At 57.8% G+C, this 15,816-nt stretch carries 15 protein-coding genes; 10 read left to right on the top strand and 5 right to left on the bottom strand.

Going from position 1 to position 15,816, the window contains the following annotated elements:
* The first annotated feature begins 83 nt into the window (after positions 1-83).
* The 3 genes from QP868_RS08035 (at position 84) to QP868_RS08045 (ending at position 5,691) form a co-directional block, all read left to right on the top strand.
* Positions 84-2,894: an alpha/beta hydrolase gene (locus QP868_RS08035; RefSeq protein WP_284926064.1), complete on the top strand. Its 2,811-nt coding sequence runs from the start codon at positions 84-86 to the stop codon at positions 2,892-2,894.
* 41 nt (positions 2,895-2,935) lie between these two features.
* Positions 2,936-3,382: an META domain-containing protein gene (locus QP868_RS08040; RefSeq protein ID WP_284926065.1), complete on the top strand. Its 447-nt coding sequence runs from the start codon at positions 2,936-2,938 to the stop codon at positions 3,380-3,382.
* A 179-nt stretch (positions 3,383-3,561) separates the two neighbouring features.
* Positions 3,562-5,691 carry an LPXTG cell wall anchor domain-containing protein gene (locus QP868_RS08045; protein ID WP_284926067.1) on the top strand — a complete coding sequence of 710 codons (2,130 nt, stop codon included), beginning with the start codon at positions 3,562-3,564 and terminating at the stop codon, positions 5,689-5,691.
* A gap of 117 nt (positions 5,692-5,808) precedes the next feature.
* On the opposite strand, the gene QP868_RS08050 is transcribed toward QP868_RS08045, so the two are convergent.
* The gene (locus QP868_RS08050) at positions 5,809-6,807 is read right to left on the bottom strand and encodes a C2 family cysteine protease (protein WP_284926068.1); all 999 of its coding nucleotides are present in this window, start codon (positions 6,805-6,807) and stop codon (positions 5,809-5,811) included.
* 186 nt (positions 6,808-6,993) lie between these two features.
* On the opposite strand from QP868_RS08050, the gene infA reads away from it, so the two are divergent.
* The 6 genes from infA (at position 6,994) to rplQ (ending at position 10,041) form a co-directional block, all read left to right on the top strand.
* Positions 6,994-7,215 (top strand): translation initiation factor IF-1, encoded by a 222-nt coding sequence (gene infA / locus QP868_RS08055; RefSeq protein WP_019159374.1) that lies wholly within the window; start codon positions 6,994-6,996, stop codon positions 7,213-7,215.
* A gap of 64 nt (positions 7,216-7,279) precedes the next feature.
* On the top strand, positions 7,280-7,393 hold the full coding sequence (rpmJ, locus tag QP868_RS08060) for a 50S ribosomal protein L36 (protein WP_005885790.1): 114 nt from the start codon (positions 7,280-7,282) through the stop codon (positions 7,391-7,393).
* 163 nt (positions 7,394-7,556) lie between these two features.
* Positions 7,557-7,925 carry a 30S ribosomal protein S13 gene (rpsM, locus tag QP868_RS08065; RefSeq protein WP_005885787.1) on the top strand — a complete coding sequence of 123 codons (369 nt, stop codon included), beginning with the start codon at positions 7,557-7,559 and terminating at the stop codon, positions 7,923-7,925.
* 27 nt (positions 7,926-7,952) lie between these two features.
* Positions 7,953-8,354, top strand: a complete 402-nt coding sequence (rpsK, locus tag QP868_RS08070) for a 30S ribosomal protein S11 (RefSeq protein WP_284926072.1) — start codon at positions 7,953-7,955, stop codon at positions 8,352-8,354.
* 88 nt (positions 8,355-8,442) lie between these two features.
* Complete coding sequence (locus QP868_RS08075; protein WP_005885783.1) at positions 8,443-9,441, top strand: DNA-directed RNA polymerase subunit alpha; 999 nt, start codon at positions 8,443-8,445, stop codon at positions 9,439-9,441.
* Between the two features lie 21 nt (positions 9,442-9,462).
* Positions 9,463-10,041, top strand: coding sequence for a 50S ribosomal protein L17 (gene rplQ, locus QP868_RS08080; protein WP_284926073.1), 579 nt, complete (start codon positions 9,463-9,465; stop codon positions 10,039-10,041).
* 75 nt (positions 10,042-10,116) lie between these two features.
* Here the strand turns inward: rplQ and QP868_RS08085 are convergent, their stop codons facing one another.
* The 4 genes from QP868_RS08085 to QP868_RS08100 all read right to left on the bottom strand — a co-directional run bounded on the left by QP868_RS08085 (position 10,117) and on the right by QP868_RS08100 (position 14,524).
* Complete coding sequence (locus QP868_RS08085) at positions 10,117-11,166, bottom strand: hypothetical protein (RefSeq protein ID WP_284926074.1); 1,050 nt, start codon at positions 11,164-11,166, stop codon at positions 10,117-10,119.
* Positions 11,163-12,344 (bottom strand): hypothetical protein, encoded by a 1,182-nt coding sequence (locus QP868_RS08090; protein WP_284926075.1) that lies wholly within the window; start codon positions 12,342-12,344, stop codon positions 11,163-11,165. Before QP868_RS08090 ends, QP868_RS08085 begins: the two co-directional genes overlap by 4 nt.
* A 5-nt stretch (positions 12,345-12,349) precedes the next feature.
* A complete protein-coding gene (locus QP868_RS08095) occupies positions 12,350-12,838 on the bottom strand; it encodes an antibiotic biosynthesis monooxygenase family protein (protein ID WP_284926076.1) in 489 nt (162 codons plus the stop codon).
* 81 nt (positions 12,839-12,919) lie between these two features.
* A complete protein-coding gene (locus QP868_RS08100; RefSeq protein WP_284926077.1) occupies positions 12,920-14,524 on the bottom strand; it encodes a phenylacetate--CoA ligase family protein in 1,605 nt (534 codons plus the stop codon).
* 98 nt (positions 14,525-14,622) lie between these two features.
* Between QP868_RS08100 and QP868_RS08105 the strand changes: the two genes are divergently transcribed.
* Entirely contained in the window at positions 14,623-15,774 is a 1,152-nt protein-coding gene (locus tag QP868_RS08105) for an acyl-CoA dehydrogenase family protein (RefSeq protein WP_284926078.1), read from the top strand.
* Positions 15,775-15,816: the final 42 nt, after the last annotated feature.

Below are 15,816 nucleotides of genomic sequence, written 5' to 3' on the forward strand. Positions count from 1 at the left end.
AGCCCTGAGGCGCTCACGACAAAATATGAAAAAATCGTGACGAGCTTCACAGAAGCCGGTCAGAATGTTTTAAGATCGGTTTCATGACACAAAATCAATTGCAACGGCGGAGGCGCGGTGTCGGCGCCTTCGCCTTTATTTCGTCCCTGTCCCTCGCAGTAACCATGGGTGCGCTCCCCGCGCAGGCACAACCCACCGAAAAAACGCCGAATCAGGATTCGGCAACGGAAGCTGCACAGACCCCCGGCGTTTCGGAAGAAGCGCAGGAACTTGCCGAACCCCGCGCCCCGGAAGAAAGGGCGGCACCTGAGGACACCTCGGGAGCGGAACCAGCCGAAACCCCCGCCAACCCTGACGCTGAGGGCGCGGCTAAAAAACAAACCCGTGTCAACGGAGGCGAAGCCCCAGATGACGACGCTGCAGAACCAGCTGACGACGCTCTAGATAAGTACTACCCAGAGCTCGCTAAGAAAATGTTCGACCCCGACGGTGACGGAAAGTACAAAATCACCGAACCAGTCAAAGGCGGCAAAGGTGCCGGAAACATTCCTTCCGGGCTTGAGAAGTACTACAACCAGAAGGTTGACTTCTCGCCTGAAAACTGTGAAGCGCTGGGCTATGGCACCTACGAATCCAGAATTGGGCGTAAGGCTGAATGCGGCTACATGATTGCGCCGATCGACGTGAACGACGCCAGCAAGGGCAACATTGCCATTGCAGTCATGAAGGTCAAGTCGGGGAAGCTTGATGAAAACGGCAAGTTCACGCCCACCAAATCCAAGGGTTCGGTCATGTGGAACCCAGGCGGTCCGGGCGGTTCCGGAATGACCATGTCGGTCGTTGGCGCCTTGTACGACCCTGAACTGGCTGAAGACTTCGACATGATCGGTTTTGACCCCCGCGGAACCGGTTCTTCCATGCCGTTCTCACAGTGCTCGTCTGACAAGCAGATTGACGAAGACCGTGAATCCAACTCGTTCGGAATGGACCTTGAAGAGGCTGAAAAGGACCTGAACGACCGTGCGAAGCGATACACGGACGACTGCTTTAACAACACCGGAAAGCTTTTCGACCTGGGCAAGGCCACTCAGCAAGACGTCATGGAGCACTTGGGAACCTGGGACGCTGTTGGCGACCTGGACCTGCTCCGTTCGATCACTGGTGACGACAAGCTCAACTACGTTGGGTTCTCCTACGGAACTCGCTTGGGTTATGTCTACGCGCAGAAGTACGGTGCGAACGTTGGGAAACTGGTTCTCGACGGTGTTGTTGACCCAGGTAACGTCGACAAGGCTGCAATCGAGTCGCTGAAGCAGATCAACCAGCGTTCTGACCGTTACCTCAGCAAGAAGGTCGCAGCCGACGCTCCTGTTGATGACTCGGACTTCACCGACGACCAGAAGGACACGATTGCACAGGGTGCCGGATTCCAAGGCACGTTCGAGCAGTTCGCACTGGACTGCTCCGAAAAGGGTGCAGAAGGTAAGACCTACGGCGAACTGTGGCCAGAGTTTGCGGAAACTGAACTTGCAGACCAGCCATTCTCGTGTGCTTTGGGTGACGGAATCACTGACACCAAGAAGCTCACTGAAGCGAACGCTAAGCTCCTGCAGACCCTGGAAAGCGCAAACGGCGGTAAGGGTCTCCCTACCGGACAGCCAAACGACAACCGTATGGTGTCATTCGCTGACGGACGTCAGGGTGTTTTCCAGGCCCTGTACTCCGAATCGCTGTGGTCACAGCTCAACGTTGCTCTGAACGAACTGAAGGCAGGAAAGTCTGCCGGTGGTCTGATGATCCTGGCTGACCAGTACATGGACCGCGACGAAGAGGGCCACTACGCCCCAATGTTGCAGGCGTTTACCAACATCCGTTGTACTGACTCGAACTCGAAGGGTGATATGCCTTCGAAGGATCTGATCCGTCGTTTCGCTCAGGCGTATGACGAGGCTGCACCGTTCCAGGCAGCAACGGTTGCTCCCGGTGTGTACGACTACTGTGACTTCTGGAAGTTCAAGGGAACCCTACCTGGTCCTGAAAAGCTGACCAAGGTTCCGAACATTCTGGTGATCTCGACGTCTCACGACTCGGCTACCCCGTACGACTCGGGTGTGAAGCTCGCACGTCTGATCGACGGAACCCTGTTGAGCGTTTCGGGTGCTTCGCACACCTCGTTCATCTCTGGTGACGAAGAAAAGATCTGTGTTGACGAAACGGTCAACGACTTCTTCAAGAAGGGGATTGTTCCAGAAGACGGCGACTTTGGCGCAAAGCTTAAGAAGCCTGACACTGCTAAGGACGACCTGGGTAACACCGTTACGTTTAACACCCGTTGCAAGGTTCAAACGTTCCGCGAGTCGTCGTTCTCGACCTCAACGTCGAAAGCGCACGCAGGTGAAAAGATCGGTTACATGTTTGGTCACTACAACTCGGAAGCTGACTACAGCATCCGCGTAGGTGACGAAACTGTTGCGACCGTGAAGGCCGACAACGGAGGTAACGGTGCTGGAACCTTCACCCTGCCTGCAAGCCTGAAGCCTGGAACCGTGAAGGTTTCGCTGGTGGACGCTGACGGCAAGGTAGTTGCAACCCGTGACCTTGAAATCATGAAGGCAGAACAGCCTAAGGAAGACGACCCTGAGTCCGGCGGAAACGTCGACGATGGCAAGGACGGCTCTGACAAGGGCGACAAGGGTGGTTCCTCTGATAAAGATGGCGACAAGGGCGGCTCGTCCGATAAGGGCGACGGTAAGGGATCTAACGACTCCAACGCCAACGGCTCGATGCCACGTACCGGTGCCGAACTTGGATTCCAGGCAGGAATTGCTCTGATCCTCGTGGCAGCTGGTGCAGGTGCGGTTGTAGTAGCTCGCAAGCGTAAGCAGCAGCACTAGTAAGTAGTACATAGCTCAAACCGTCAGTGGACCTAAGCGATATGCTTGGGTCCACTGATGCGTTAGGGGCGAAAATGCGTGGTGTATGGGCCGTACTGATTGCAGGCATCTTACTTTTGGCTGGCTGTTCGCAAGGCAATAGTGACAATCAATTTGGTGGAACCGAGGGAACGGAGAGCTCGGACACCAACCAGTCGCGGATTCTTGGGCGTTGGGAGGCTCGTGAAAAAGGCGGTGCCTTTTTAGAGTTCCACGAAGACGGAACAGTCCAAGGAAGTACCGGTTGCAACGGGATTCTCACTCGGTATTCCATGAACAGCGACCCAGAGCGCAACGCGGCGCGTCTCGAGGACTACGCAACTACCTTACGAGGCTGCCCAGACGTTGATGAGTGGTTGGCCGAGGGGCGTGAAGTCGAATTCGACGACACCCAGATGACGGTGAAAGATCACAGCGGTAAGGAAGTTGGCAAGCTGTTCCGCTCATAAAGTAGCGGCGCGCATCGCAAGTCATCTTGGCATTGTGGGCATTCTGAAAAATGCCGTGAACAAAATGACCGAAACTTTCCATCAGGTGATGTGCGTGACAGTATGGTCGAGTCCAAGTATGTATCACGTGTTGTGTGCACGAGCGCGCAACTCACTGATAAAGATGTGGAGAAAACTATATGGGTGTAACGCCTTCTAAGCGACTGATCTCTTTTGGCGCTGCTCTGGCCGTTGGGTTCGCTGGCGTAGCTACGACGGGAACAGCATCCTTTGCTTCCGAAGCTGCGGTTGCCGGTGCACAGTTTGAGTCAAACGGCGACAAGCTTGCTAAAGACTCCAAGGTGAAGGGTTATGCCCGAGGTGAAGACGACAAAGTCTTGATCTTCAAAGTCAAAGGCGACAAGCTCGGCAAAGATGCCGAAAAGTTCATCCGTAGCCACAAGAATGTGGAAGTTGTTGAACTCGACAAGCCTGCGGCGTTCGCATCTGGTGGCCAGGTGGTTGCGGGCCACCCAACTCTCATGTCGAATGACACGGGTTCGGAAGCGGCTGTGTGTTCCGCCGGTTTTGCGCTCCTCTCAAAGAAGTTCACGCCCCAAATTTCCACAGCCGGTCACTGCACTGCGGCCAACATCGGTGCCGGGAACAACATGACGATCGGAACAGCGACGAAGTTGCTGTGGGCCGACCCCACGGAATCGCCTGCAGTAGGTGGAAAAGGTGAAAAGGGCAACGACCTGGTAACGGGCGCAATCAAGAGCTTCCAGATGGGAGCTCCGGGGCAAAAGAACCCTGATTACAGCCTGCCTAAAGGTGCAGACGAGTACAAAAACGGCGAGAAATACATTGACTTCGGTGTTTACGACCTGAAGACGTTTGAAGGCGTATACCCACGCGTGACCAAGTGGAAAGATCCATCCGATCTGATCGCAGACAGCATTCCGGTGCAGAAGATCCAAGATGCCAAGCCTGGTGACACGGTTGCACGTTCGGGACGCACCACCGGCTTTGACTCAGGGAAAATTGAGTATTCCGGTTGGCTGAACGTTCAGGGGCGCATGGTTAAGGGCTTCGGCGGATACATGAAAGGTAAGCCGGGGGACTCTGGTGGGCCTGCCATCACTCAGGAAGGTGGCGCAGCTGGTGTCTTGTCCGCGTACTCAACCTCAGAGGACGGAAAAAACCTCGCGTGGTTCTCTGACCTCCGCAACGACCTCGACCAGATTGGTGACGGGGCACGCGTTCTCGTGGAGAAAGAACCTGCGCTTGACGGTGCAAAAGCTGCTTCTGCAAAGAGCGGGCCTAAGGGACTGACAAAGGGTGCAAAAGCTGCTGCTGACCCAGTTTCAACCAAGGTCGAAGAGGGTGGAAGCCTCAGCGGCAAAGCCGACTCGATGTTCACGGGTGGATCCTTTGTCCTCGAAGATGGCACCGAGGTTCCAGTTACTGTGAAGGACGGCAAGTGGTCGTTCAAGGCTCCTGGCAAGGCGGGTGAAAAGGCCACAGGCAAACTCTTCCTGCACACCAAACACGAGGTCTCCCTGCCACTGGCAATTTCCTACACGGTGACTAAGGCTTCAGACAAGCCAACGCCTGAACCTACTCAGGAACCAACGCAGAAGCCGACGCAGGAACCTACTCAGAAGCCAACTCAGGAGCCGACGCAGAAGCCAACCCAGAAACCGACTCAGAAGCCTGAGCCAACGCAGAAGCCGACTCAGGAACCTACCCAAAAGCCAACGCAGAAACCTACTCAGAAGCCAACCCAGAAGCCGACGGAAAAGCCCATTGAGGATGTTAAGACCACGCTGACGGTTGACCCTGAGCGCATCGACGTTGACAAGTTCGCTGGTGACGGTAAGAAGGACGACAAAGTTGGTGTCAGCTACAGCGTCAAGGGCCTGAAGCCGGGAACCAAGGTAACGTTCCAGACCTTGTTCGGTGGAAAGGTTGTTCGCGAAACCTCCGGTGTCGCAGATGAAAACGGTGTAGCTGTTGCCCGCGTGTGGGGCGAGTCCGGCCCACGTGAAGGCTTCCTCGGTAAGTACTCGGTCATCGCGAAGTTCGACGAATCAGAACTGACTGGCAAGTTCGAGGTTGTTGATGACACCGCCAAGCCTGGCGACAAGGGCAACCAGGGTGACAACAGCAACCCAGGTCACAACAACAACGACGACAAGTCCGGAAACAAGGGCACAAACGTTCTGCCTCGCACAGGTACGTCTGCGCTTGCAGCTACCGGAGTGGCAATTGGAATGATCGCCGTTGGTGGTGGCCTGATTGCAGCTTCACGTCGCCGTAAGGCATAAAGCGTAAGCGCAAAGGCATAAAACGCCACGCGTAAACCGCGAGGTCGCGCACATAACAGAGGCGGGAAGGACAATCCTTCCCGCCTCTGGCGTATTCACGAAAACCACGTGCGCGAACTACACAACCGGCCCCACATTGATACTTAAAAACGCGCGCTTGAACTGTGCCGCGGAAAGAAAAAGATCCGTGCGGCGCGGTTCCCCCTCCGCGCCACCCAGAGGGTTGTGTACGTGTACCCGCCATGGCGCATCGTCATCAGTGCGACCGTCCTCATCGCACCGCAGGACTTCGCACACAACGTACACATGCCCCGCCATGACACCCACCCACCGGTCAGGGTTGTCTTCGCGCGGAAGGCGGCGGGCACCTCGGCGGTGGACGAGCGTTGACGCAACTACTGGGCGCCCGCTGGCAAGCCATTCCTGCACAACCCCGAGGTCGCTAGGGACCGGCCGTGCCGGGCACCACGTGCCGGTGAGAAGCCACAGTGCCGTGCCGGCGAAGTTGAACTGGATGCGCACATACGAGTGGACCAGGGAAGCGACGGCCTTTTCGACCAGACTGGCGTTGTTTGCGCCGAGGTGGTTGTCGCCTGCTCGGTGGCGGCGTGGCACCCAGCGGGTCACGGCGATTGTACGTGGCCAGGGGGAGTGGAGCCGCACACTGGCAGTGTGGACCGTGTGCGGTGAGTTGATGTGCGGGCTGTGTTCAATGAGGCTGGCCGTGAATCCCGGTTTGACGTTTTCGCACGCGGCCAAGGTAGCGATAAGCCAGCAGTCGCCCAGTTGCCCCTGGCGTACCTGGGTAACGCCATGGTGCAGACGTGCGCGTTCACGGGTGGCGGGGCCGCGGAACCGTGGTTCAACGGCGGGAAGATATTCAAGCAGATAGGTCAGTTCCGCCCGGTGGGCGTGGAGGTGCTGGATGAGGGATGTGCGTACGGCACGCGCCTTGGGGTTTGTGGCGAGGAAGGCGTTGAGGGTCCCGAGGTCGGCCCGGACCGAGGACAGCCCATGAGTGAGCGTGAGTGAGTGAATCGCCTCGAGTTCCGCTATAACAGTGCGAAGTGTACTGTGATTTGGCTTCCAAGTGGAGTATTTAAACTTGAACAGCATAGGGAATCCATGTAAAGTGGTCAATTGGTCTATGGCTGTCGTGCGCTCAAAAACAAGCTACTTCGTTAGATAATAGCGGAGTCCACGTTTATTTGGTTCACGACACAGGCCGCGGTAAAAGAATCCATCCTTGGATTCTCATTCAATACGCGGGTTATCCGCGGGAAAATGGGGTTAGCGAACGATATGGCCAAAAAAGAAGGGGTCATTGAGATCGAAGGAACCGTTGTTGAAGCTCTTCCGAACGCTTCGTTTCGTGTTGAGCTGACAAACGGCCACAAGGTGCTCGCTCACATCTCTGGAAAGATGCGTCAGCACTACATCCGTATTCTTCCCGAAGACCGTGTCGTGGTGGAGCTGTCTCCTTACGACCTGTCGCGTGGACGAATTGTTTACCGCTACAAGTAAGAGATCTTTTCGACTACTCGGCAATTGCGCATAACTGTGCTGTTGTCGATATGAAGGAATAGCGATGAAGGTTAAGCCCAGCGTCAAGAAGATCTGCGAAAGCTGCAAAGTCATCCGCCGCAACAGCCGCGTGATGGTTATCTGCACCAACCCGCGCCACAAGCAGCGTCAGGGCTGATCAACGCAGATCACGGATTCGCACTGCTCAGCAGGCGAACCCACACCCAAGCAGGCCTCGCCCCCCGCACAAGCGGGACGACACCCTCGGTTCAGAGGCCGAGGACCCGAAAGGGAACAGGTCTGAGTAAGTACCTCTGATCAACAACAGGAGAACCGCAAATATGGCACGTCTTGCCGGAGTCGACCTCCCGCGCGAAAAGCGTGTGGAAGTCGCCTTAACATACATCTATGGTGTGGGCCGCACTCGTGCGAGCCAGACCCTGACGGAGACCGGGGTTAACCCGGACACCCGTGTGAAGGACCTTACTGACGATGAACTCGTGCAGTTGCGCGACTACATCGAAGGTACGTTCAAAGTAGAAGGTGACCTCCGTCGTGAGGTTGCAGCTGACATTCGCCGCAAGGTGGAAATTGGTAGCTACGAAGGCCTCCGCCACCGCCGCGGACTTCCAGTGCGTGGTCAGCGCACTAAGACCAACGCGCGTACCCGCAAGGGACCAAAGCGCACCGTGGCCGGTAAGAAGAAGTAATCAGGTTTTCGTAAGGAGTTTTCACACATGCCACCCAAGTCACGCGCATCAGCGCGTTCTACGCGTCGCAAGGTCAAGAAGAGCGTTGTTAATGGCCAGGCGCACATCAAGTCAACTTTTAACAACACCATTGTTTCGATCACGGACCCAACGGGCGCTGTGATCTCCTGGGCTTCCTCGGGTGAGGTTGGCTTCAAGGGATCCCGTAAGTCCACCCCTTATGCAGCTCAGATGGCTGCCGAGTCTGCTGCTCGTCGTGCGCAAGAGCACGGCTTGAAGAAGGTAGATGTTTTCGTTAAGGGACCGGGTTCAGGTCGTGAAACCGCGATCCGTTCGCTCCAGGCTGCTGGTCTGGAATTGGGCACCATCCAGGATGTCACCCCAGTTCCGCACAACGGTTGCCGCCCTCCAAAGCGTCGTCGCGGCTAATTTCCTAACAGGTTGCGTCACGAGTAAATCCCTCCACTGAGTGCAATGCGAGCGTCAAATAGCGGTTGCTCGCTGAAAGGAAGCCAACGTGCTAATTGCACAACGCCCCACGCTTAACGAAGAGGTCGTATCCGACTACCGTTCACGATTCATCATTGAACCTCTTGAACCTGGTTTCGGTTACACCCTCGGTAACTCACTTCGTCGCACCCTGCTGTCCTCAATTCCTGGCGCTGCTGTCACCAGCATCCGGGTGGACGGTGTCCTGCACGAGTTCTCAACCGTGCCTGGAGTTAAGGAAGACGTCACCGAGTTCATCTTGAACCTCAAGTCACTGGTCGTCTCCTCGGAATTCGACGAGCCTGTCGTCGCCTACCTGCGCAAGCAGGGTCCTGGTGAAGTCACGGCCGCCGACATTTCTGCGCCTGGCGGTGTGGAGGTCCACAACCCGGATCTGCACATTGCCTCGCTCAATGACGAAGGTCAGCTCGACATTGAACTGACGATCGAACGCGGACGTGGTTATGTTTCTGCTGCGCAGAACAAGAACGCTGACGCTGAGATCGGCCGGATTCCTGTCGACTCGATCTACTCGCCTGTGCTGAAGGTCACCTACAAGGTTGAAGCCACACGTGTTGAACAGCGCACCGACTTCGACCGCCTGATCATCGACGTAGAAACCAAGCCATCGATTCTGCCACGTGATGCAGTTGCATCGGCCGGTAAGACCCTTGTCGAACTGTTCGGCCTTGCCCGCGAACTCAACGTGGAAGCTGAAGGTATTGACATTGGACCGTCGCCAGTTGACGCTGCTTTGGCTGCTGACCTGGCGCTTGCGATCGAGGACCTCGATCTGACGGTTCGTTCGTACAACTGCCTCAAGCGCGAAGGTATTCACACTGTTGGTGAACTGGTTGCTCGTAGCGAAGCTGACCTCATGGACATCCGTAACTTCGGTTCGAAGTCCATCGACGAAGTCAAGCAGAAACTTAATGAACTGAACCTGAGCCTCAAGGACAGCCCTAACGGATTCGGTGAAGCTAACCTCGACTCAGACGAATCGTTCGTTGAGGACGAACAGTTCTAAGAATTCCAAGGAGAAATATCCATGCCTACCCCTACTAAGGGAACCCGTCTGGGAGGTTCCCCGGCGCACGAGCGGGCAATGCTGAACAACTTGGCAGCCCAGCTCTTTGAAAACAAGTCAGTAACCACCACGGTGACCAAGGCAAAGCGCCTGCGCCCCGTTGCAGAACGTCTCATCACGTTCGCAAAGCGTGGCGACCTCGCGTCACGCCGTCGTGTTCTTGCTTCGATTTCCGACAAGGGAATCGTGCACGAACTTTTCACCTCGATTGCTCCTGCTGTTGCTGAGCGCCCAGGTGGATACACGCGCATCACCAAGATTGGTCCTCGTCGCGGCGACAACGCTCCAATGGCTGTCATTGAACTGGTCCTTGAGCCCTACTCGCCAAAGCAGAAGGCCGTCAAGGAAGCTGAAGCAGTCGCTGAAACCGCTGCTGCTGAAGAAGCTGACGTAGCTGAAGAGAAGGTTGACGAAGCTGCTGAGGCTAAGGCTGAAGCTCCTGCTGACGTTGACTCCGGTGCTCAGGAAGACGAAGCACAGGCTGTAGCTGACGACGCTGCTGAAGAAGCAGACGAAAAGGCTGAAGAAGAAACCAAGTAAGGTTTCTTTGGCAAGAGCCCGTTCACCGTTTGGTGGACGGGCTCTTTGCGTTGTTGCGTTTCACGCTTTGGGTGTCTATTCCACCAGACGATGTGACTTGGGAACCTCGCTGGTGGATTCGCCCACGGAAAACACGGCAAACGGGACGAAACTGCCGTGTGGGTCGGTGCGTCGTAAAACATCGCACAGCATGGCTGCAGACAGTGGCGTGTCTTTCAACTGTGACTCAACAGCCACCCGGAGCTCGTGGCGAGCAAGAATCAGCCACAACCGTAGCAGGTCGCGCCCTGCTTGCACCCAGTCTTCTGCGCTCACCTGTGACGCGTGGTCGCGGTGCAGCGCCAGCACCACGCGGTCTGGGGCTTTACGTGATGTGAACGTGGGGAGCATAGTGCTCCACACTCCGGTGCGGGACACGGCGTTCAAAAGCGTGTCGCTGCCGGCTCTGACCAGACGGGCGCCTGTGCGAGCCACGGCCCGCGGAATCCGCAGTGTTTCCGCCGTCAGCCCGTCCTGGTAGTAACGCGGGTCGGTGTCGTCTAAGCGCAACCACTCCAGGGTTTCGTCCAAGGCTTCCCGAGGTGACAGCGCCGCCGCCTGCGCATAACGGGAGGACGCGCTCCAGGTGGCTTCAGGAATCTGGGCGCTGGCAATAGGGCCCGAGGTGTACGCGAAGTTGGTCTTGGCGAACTGGGCGAGTGCCTCTTCCAGGCGGTCGGTCCGGGGCACCAACTTGCCGCGGTCCACCTGACGGTCTAACACCTCGGCGGGTTCAAAACTCGCCCCGCTGTCAGTTTCGTGCGCACCCGCGCCAACCTCGGCGACTTCCAACTCAAGCCAGATGCCGTGCCCTTCACCCAGCACGCGCACGTCCTCAATGCGGGCGCCAGTCGCACCCAAGGCGATGTTGGCCGCTTCGACCCAACAGCCCAGGGAGAGGCCCAGGTCCATGGCGTGCGGATCGGTCACGGGGAGCGTGCGCTCAGGGTCGACGCGCACCGTAAGGGTGGCACTCGACCCAGACAGCGAACTCACCTGGGGCAGCCACGGTTGCGTGTTGTGCGCGCTGGGAGCCCAGCCGGCGATTGCGAAAACTCGATCGAAAGTGGCCTCGGAGAAGCTCACGTGTGCACCTTTCGGAGGAAAAATCGGATGTCGTGGAGCGGGTGACCACCGGCCTTGCGTGGGATCGCTTCCGAGCCGGGGTTGTCCTCGCCTATAAACGTAATTCTAAGTCGGCGGTAGTTTTTCTTGACCAGGGTGGAGAACATCTGGCGCGCCAACAGTGAGACAATGCCTCGCCCCTGTACGGACGGGCGGGAGCCCTGGATGATGAGAACCGCATCGTTCGCCGAGGTGGTTAACCGCTTCCGTGATAGGCGCTCCCGCAGCAAACGTGCGGCGAAGGTGGGGGAGAGGGCGCCGTTGGTTGCGCGTAGATGCTCGACTGGGTCGGGGACAGTGAGAATGAACCCGGCGACAGGGGTGGAGCCAGCGTCTGGGCTGTCGGGGTCAGGGCTGGCCCCCACCTCCTGGGCCGACACAATCAGCCCGGGGTCCATGAGCAACTCCAAGCCACTGGTCTGTGAGGCGAACTGTTCTGTAGAAATGGGCGTGTAGTAGGGGAGCGGGTCGAACGCTTCGTTAAGCGTGGGCATCACGCGGTTCAAAACCTTCCTCACCCCCAAGCGGCCGGGGCTGAGTAGCTCGACTCCCACCTCGGCGAACTCTTGCGGCGCGGGCGCCGTAGCCCGCTTAGCCGGCACCTTACCCAGGTCAACTTCCCACGTGCGGCCGCCGCTGAACGGGGTGAAACCACTGGTCTCGAACGCGTGGGACACCAGCGGGGAGTTCCACGCGGAGTCGAAGAAGCCCGGGTGTTCGTGACCGGCGACAACAACGCCCCCGGTTTCGTTGGGCAACAGCGAGACCGGCCCCATGATGTGCGTCTTGCCGGTGCGGGCGGCGTGCTCATCAACCGTGGCCATGAGCGCCTCGAAAGCGTCTCGGTGTGCAAACTCGAGGGCTCCAAACAACAGGGTAGGGAAGCCAAGCTTCGCGTCCATGTCAGCGTGCGAATGCACCGTACACCGGCCCACCACCGTGCCATGCGCGTCGCGGGCCAACAGCAACGTCACCGGGCCGGGAAACCACGACCTGCCCCGGTGCCACGCCACCACATCGGAACGTAACAGCGGGACTCGGGAGGCCACCTCGGCGGGGGTCATCCACGCTGGAACCGCACAGAACTCACGCAGCTGCGCGCGGGTTTCCACCTGTTCGACTGTGATCATGGGAGGCATGGGGGTTACGGGAGGTCGGTGCGGGCGCTGGGCGAGGTGGCGGCGCCGGGCAGCTGGGTGCTGGAGGTCGCGGTTTCGCCGGGGAGTTGGGTGAAGCGGTCGATCATGCCGGTGCGGCCGTCCTCGGCGCGGAAGATGCCGTTGGAGTACCCCCATTCGTTCGCCTCGTGAATGCGGATAAACCCGCCTTTAGCTGGGGATTTGTCGCCCTTGCCCACCAGCCAGTGCATGATTTCGTGGTGCTCCTGCGTGCGGGCAAAACGCATGAGGTCATCGAGGGACTGGAACACCACAACCAGGCCGATCCGCTTGGGGAACTCGTAGTAACTGCGGTGCCAGAGGTAGCCGGGGGCGCGTTTGAGGGCTCGGGCCAATTTGGTCCAACGGCGCACCTGATCAGCCATGTCCAGGACCGACCGGTATTCGTTGCATCCCAAGAACAGAGCGTTGCCCTGCCCCTGGGGTGGGGTGGCGGAAAAGTCTCGTGTGCGCATGAGTGCTCCTGTTGTTGGTGTTGGGGGTGCTTTCGGGCTCGACGCTATGGACGGCGGCTGCTTGGGCGGCGGTGGGGCCCACTAGGACTTCATCAGGTAGGTGTTCTTGATCTTCTTGGTGGCCTCCGCGAACGGGCCGGTGCCGTGGTCGTGGAGCTCAATGCGAATGTCGGCCGCCGACGGGTCTTCCTCCAGCGACTGCTTGAAGTCACGTGACACCGCGGACAAGTGCTCAAGAACCCCCGTGGTCAGTGCGGTGCGCATCTGTTGGCGCTGGTCAGCGTCCAAGTTTTCCGCCGCCGAGGTGTCCCGCAGCTGGATGTGCAAGGTGGGTCGCATCTCCAAGGCTCCAGTGTCCTGAAGCTCAATGCGGAACGAATCAATCAATGGTGCGTAGCGCTCATCGCGGTACAAACCATTCTCAACGTCCAACGGATAAATGTTGGCGCCCATGTACGAAATCGTGGAATCCGAACGACCAAACAGCAACACGAACGGCAGGCGCATTCCCTGACGCTTGAACGCTTCAGACAGGCGTTTTGCTAAGTGCGGGAATGCGCGCGTGATACTTACCATGTCGTCAAAGCTCATGAGCGTGGCCTCATCACCGATGTTGTAGCGAAGCCGAGGGCTCATCACCGCCGCTGAGTTGATTGTGACAATAAGCTCATTGTCTTCAGTCGTTTCCAAGAAGGTCTCAAGCGGGTTGTACTGGAAAATCATAGGAACGCGCGATTCGTCTTCGCCGAGCAGGGTCGCGCGGAAGTCAGCGTTGCGTGTCAGCTCTTTTCGGATCTCAACCGCTACATCGGTTTCGCCGGCCATCCCGATTGTCAGATCAGAGGCCCCGTAACCGGAGTACACCCGGTTGAACCGCTTCTCCACGTGCTCACGAAGTCCCTCTGTCATGGCCTCGCCGCCCACGAACCCGTTGAGCGTGAACTGGTCCCAATACTCCGGGCCACGTTCGGTGTCGTTGTCCATGTAGTCGACTAAGTGTTTGAGGAATGGAGGATAAGCACTGATCAGATACGTGTGACCGGGCCCAAAGTGGGTCAAGGTATCGATGATTTTCTCTAGATCAGGGCCCGTGTTCTTCACCATTGCGACTTTGGCCATGGCCAGTCCCGTGTTGGTTCCCGTGGCCCACGCACCCATGGAAAACGCATTGATGCAGAACAGGTCACGCGAACCGAACAGGAATGTCACGTACCCGGCTACGTTTCGGTGGACCGTGTCCAATTCCTTTTTTGACCGCATCCAGTTAAACGGCTTACCCGATGAGCCGGAGGACTCATCTACGACCGTGCCCACTGTTTCAATCGACCCGTTCCAGCACCGCTCGTCTTCGGAATACTGCGTGACGTAATCGTGTTTATTGGTCGCAGGGTAATTCTGCAGATCCCACCACGTGAATTCGTAGTCGTTTTCAACTAAATAGTCTTGGTACGCCGGAACGTCCAGGGAGGCCTGTTGGCAAATCATCCACGCGTTGAGCCGGGCGATTCGTTCGAGCCCCGGCTGGTAATTGCGCGCGGTGAGCCGCCAAATCGCTGGGTGAACACGGTACGCCTTGTATGCAGTGGTCAAGCCCATGTTGGTGAGCCGCAGCAGGGTTTGACGTGCGATATTGACGGGTCCGCGTTTGATGACGGGTTTGCGCAGGGCTGGACGCTTTTCACTCATATGATCAAACCTAGTGGTCAGGCGTGAGGTTTGCCTAGGTGTAACTTGCCAAAACTGTCACACGGGTAACGTGGGACGCGAAAAGAAAGGAAAATTTCATGACCGACATTCTGTCTCCCCAGCTTCTTGACACGTTACGTGAACGTGCTCCCCGCTATGACGCGAACAATGAGTTCTGTTTTGAAGACATGGAGGACCTGCGGGCAGCCGGCTATCTCACCATGTTGGTTCCTGAGTCCTTTGGAGGTGCGGGTATGAGTGTCGCCGAGGTGTCGCGCGTCCAACGCCAGCTCGCCCAGGCGGCTCCGGCAACGGCGCTCGCGTTCAACATGCACCAGATCATTGTGGGATTGTGCGCGCGTTTGCACCGCGCTGGCGATTCGACCACCGACTGGGTTTTGCGTGACGCGATGGACGGGCACATTTTCGCGTTCGGGATCAGTGAAGCCGGCAACGACTCCGTCCTGTTCGACTCCGCCACCGAGGCGGTCCCCACTGATGGCGGGTACAAGCTCACGGGCACCAAGATCTTCACCTCCCTGTCGCCAGTGTGGACGCGCCTGGTTGTCCACGCTCGCGTGAAGGACTCCGACCAGCTGGTTTTCGGTTTCATCGACCGCGACTCAGAAGGCATTGAAATCAAAGACGACTGGGACACTTTGGGTATGCGCGCCACCCAGTCGTGCACAACGGTCCTGAACAATGTGCTCCTGCCGTCCGACCGCGTTGCCACGCACACGCCCGTAGGGCCCAATGATGACCCGTTTGTGTTCGGGATCTTCGGGTGTTTCGAACTGTTCTTGGGCAGTGTGTACAACGGAATTGGTGAACGCGCGGTCTCCCTGGCCAGCGAAATTGTGCAGAAACGCATGTCCCGAGCCAAAGGTGCCCCGTACTCCAAGGACCCCGACATTCGTTGGCAGATCGCATCAGCCGCAATCCTCATGGACGGCGCTAGCCTGCAGCTTGAAAAGCTCACGGAAGACTTTGACCTGGTGGGTACTGACCGGGGCCCCAACTACGGCATGAAGTGGTTCTTGCACTTTTCGGCGGCGAAGAATAGGTCGGCCGAGGCGGCAAAGAGTGCCGTTGACACTGCCCTTCGCGTGTGTGGAGGCTCGCAGTACTATTCGCGCAGTGAACTCCAGCGCTTGTACCGGGACGTACTCGCGGGAATCTACCAGCCCAGTGACAACGAGAGCCTGCACTCCGCATACAGCAAGGCGCTGCTGGGCCCAATCGACGATTAACCAGGCGAAACGGCGCAAAGTGAGTGAAACGGCGCGTTATAA

Origin of the sequence: Brevibacterium sp. UMB1308A, from assembly GCF_030230605.1 — a bacterium.
In the GTDB taxonomy this organism is placed as follows: Bacteria; Actinomycetota; Actinomycetes; order Actinomycetales; family Brevibacteriaceae; genus Brevibacterium.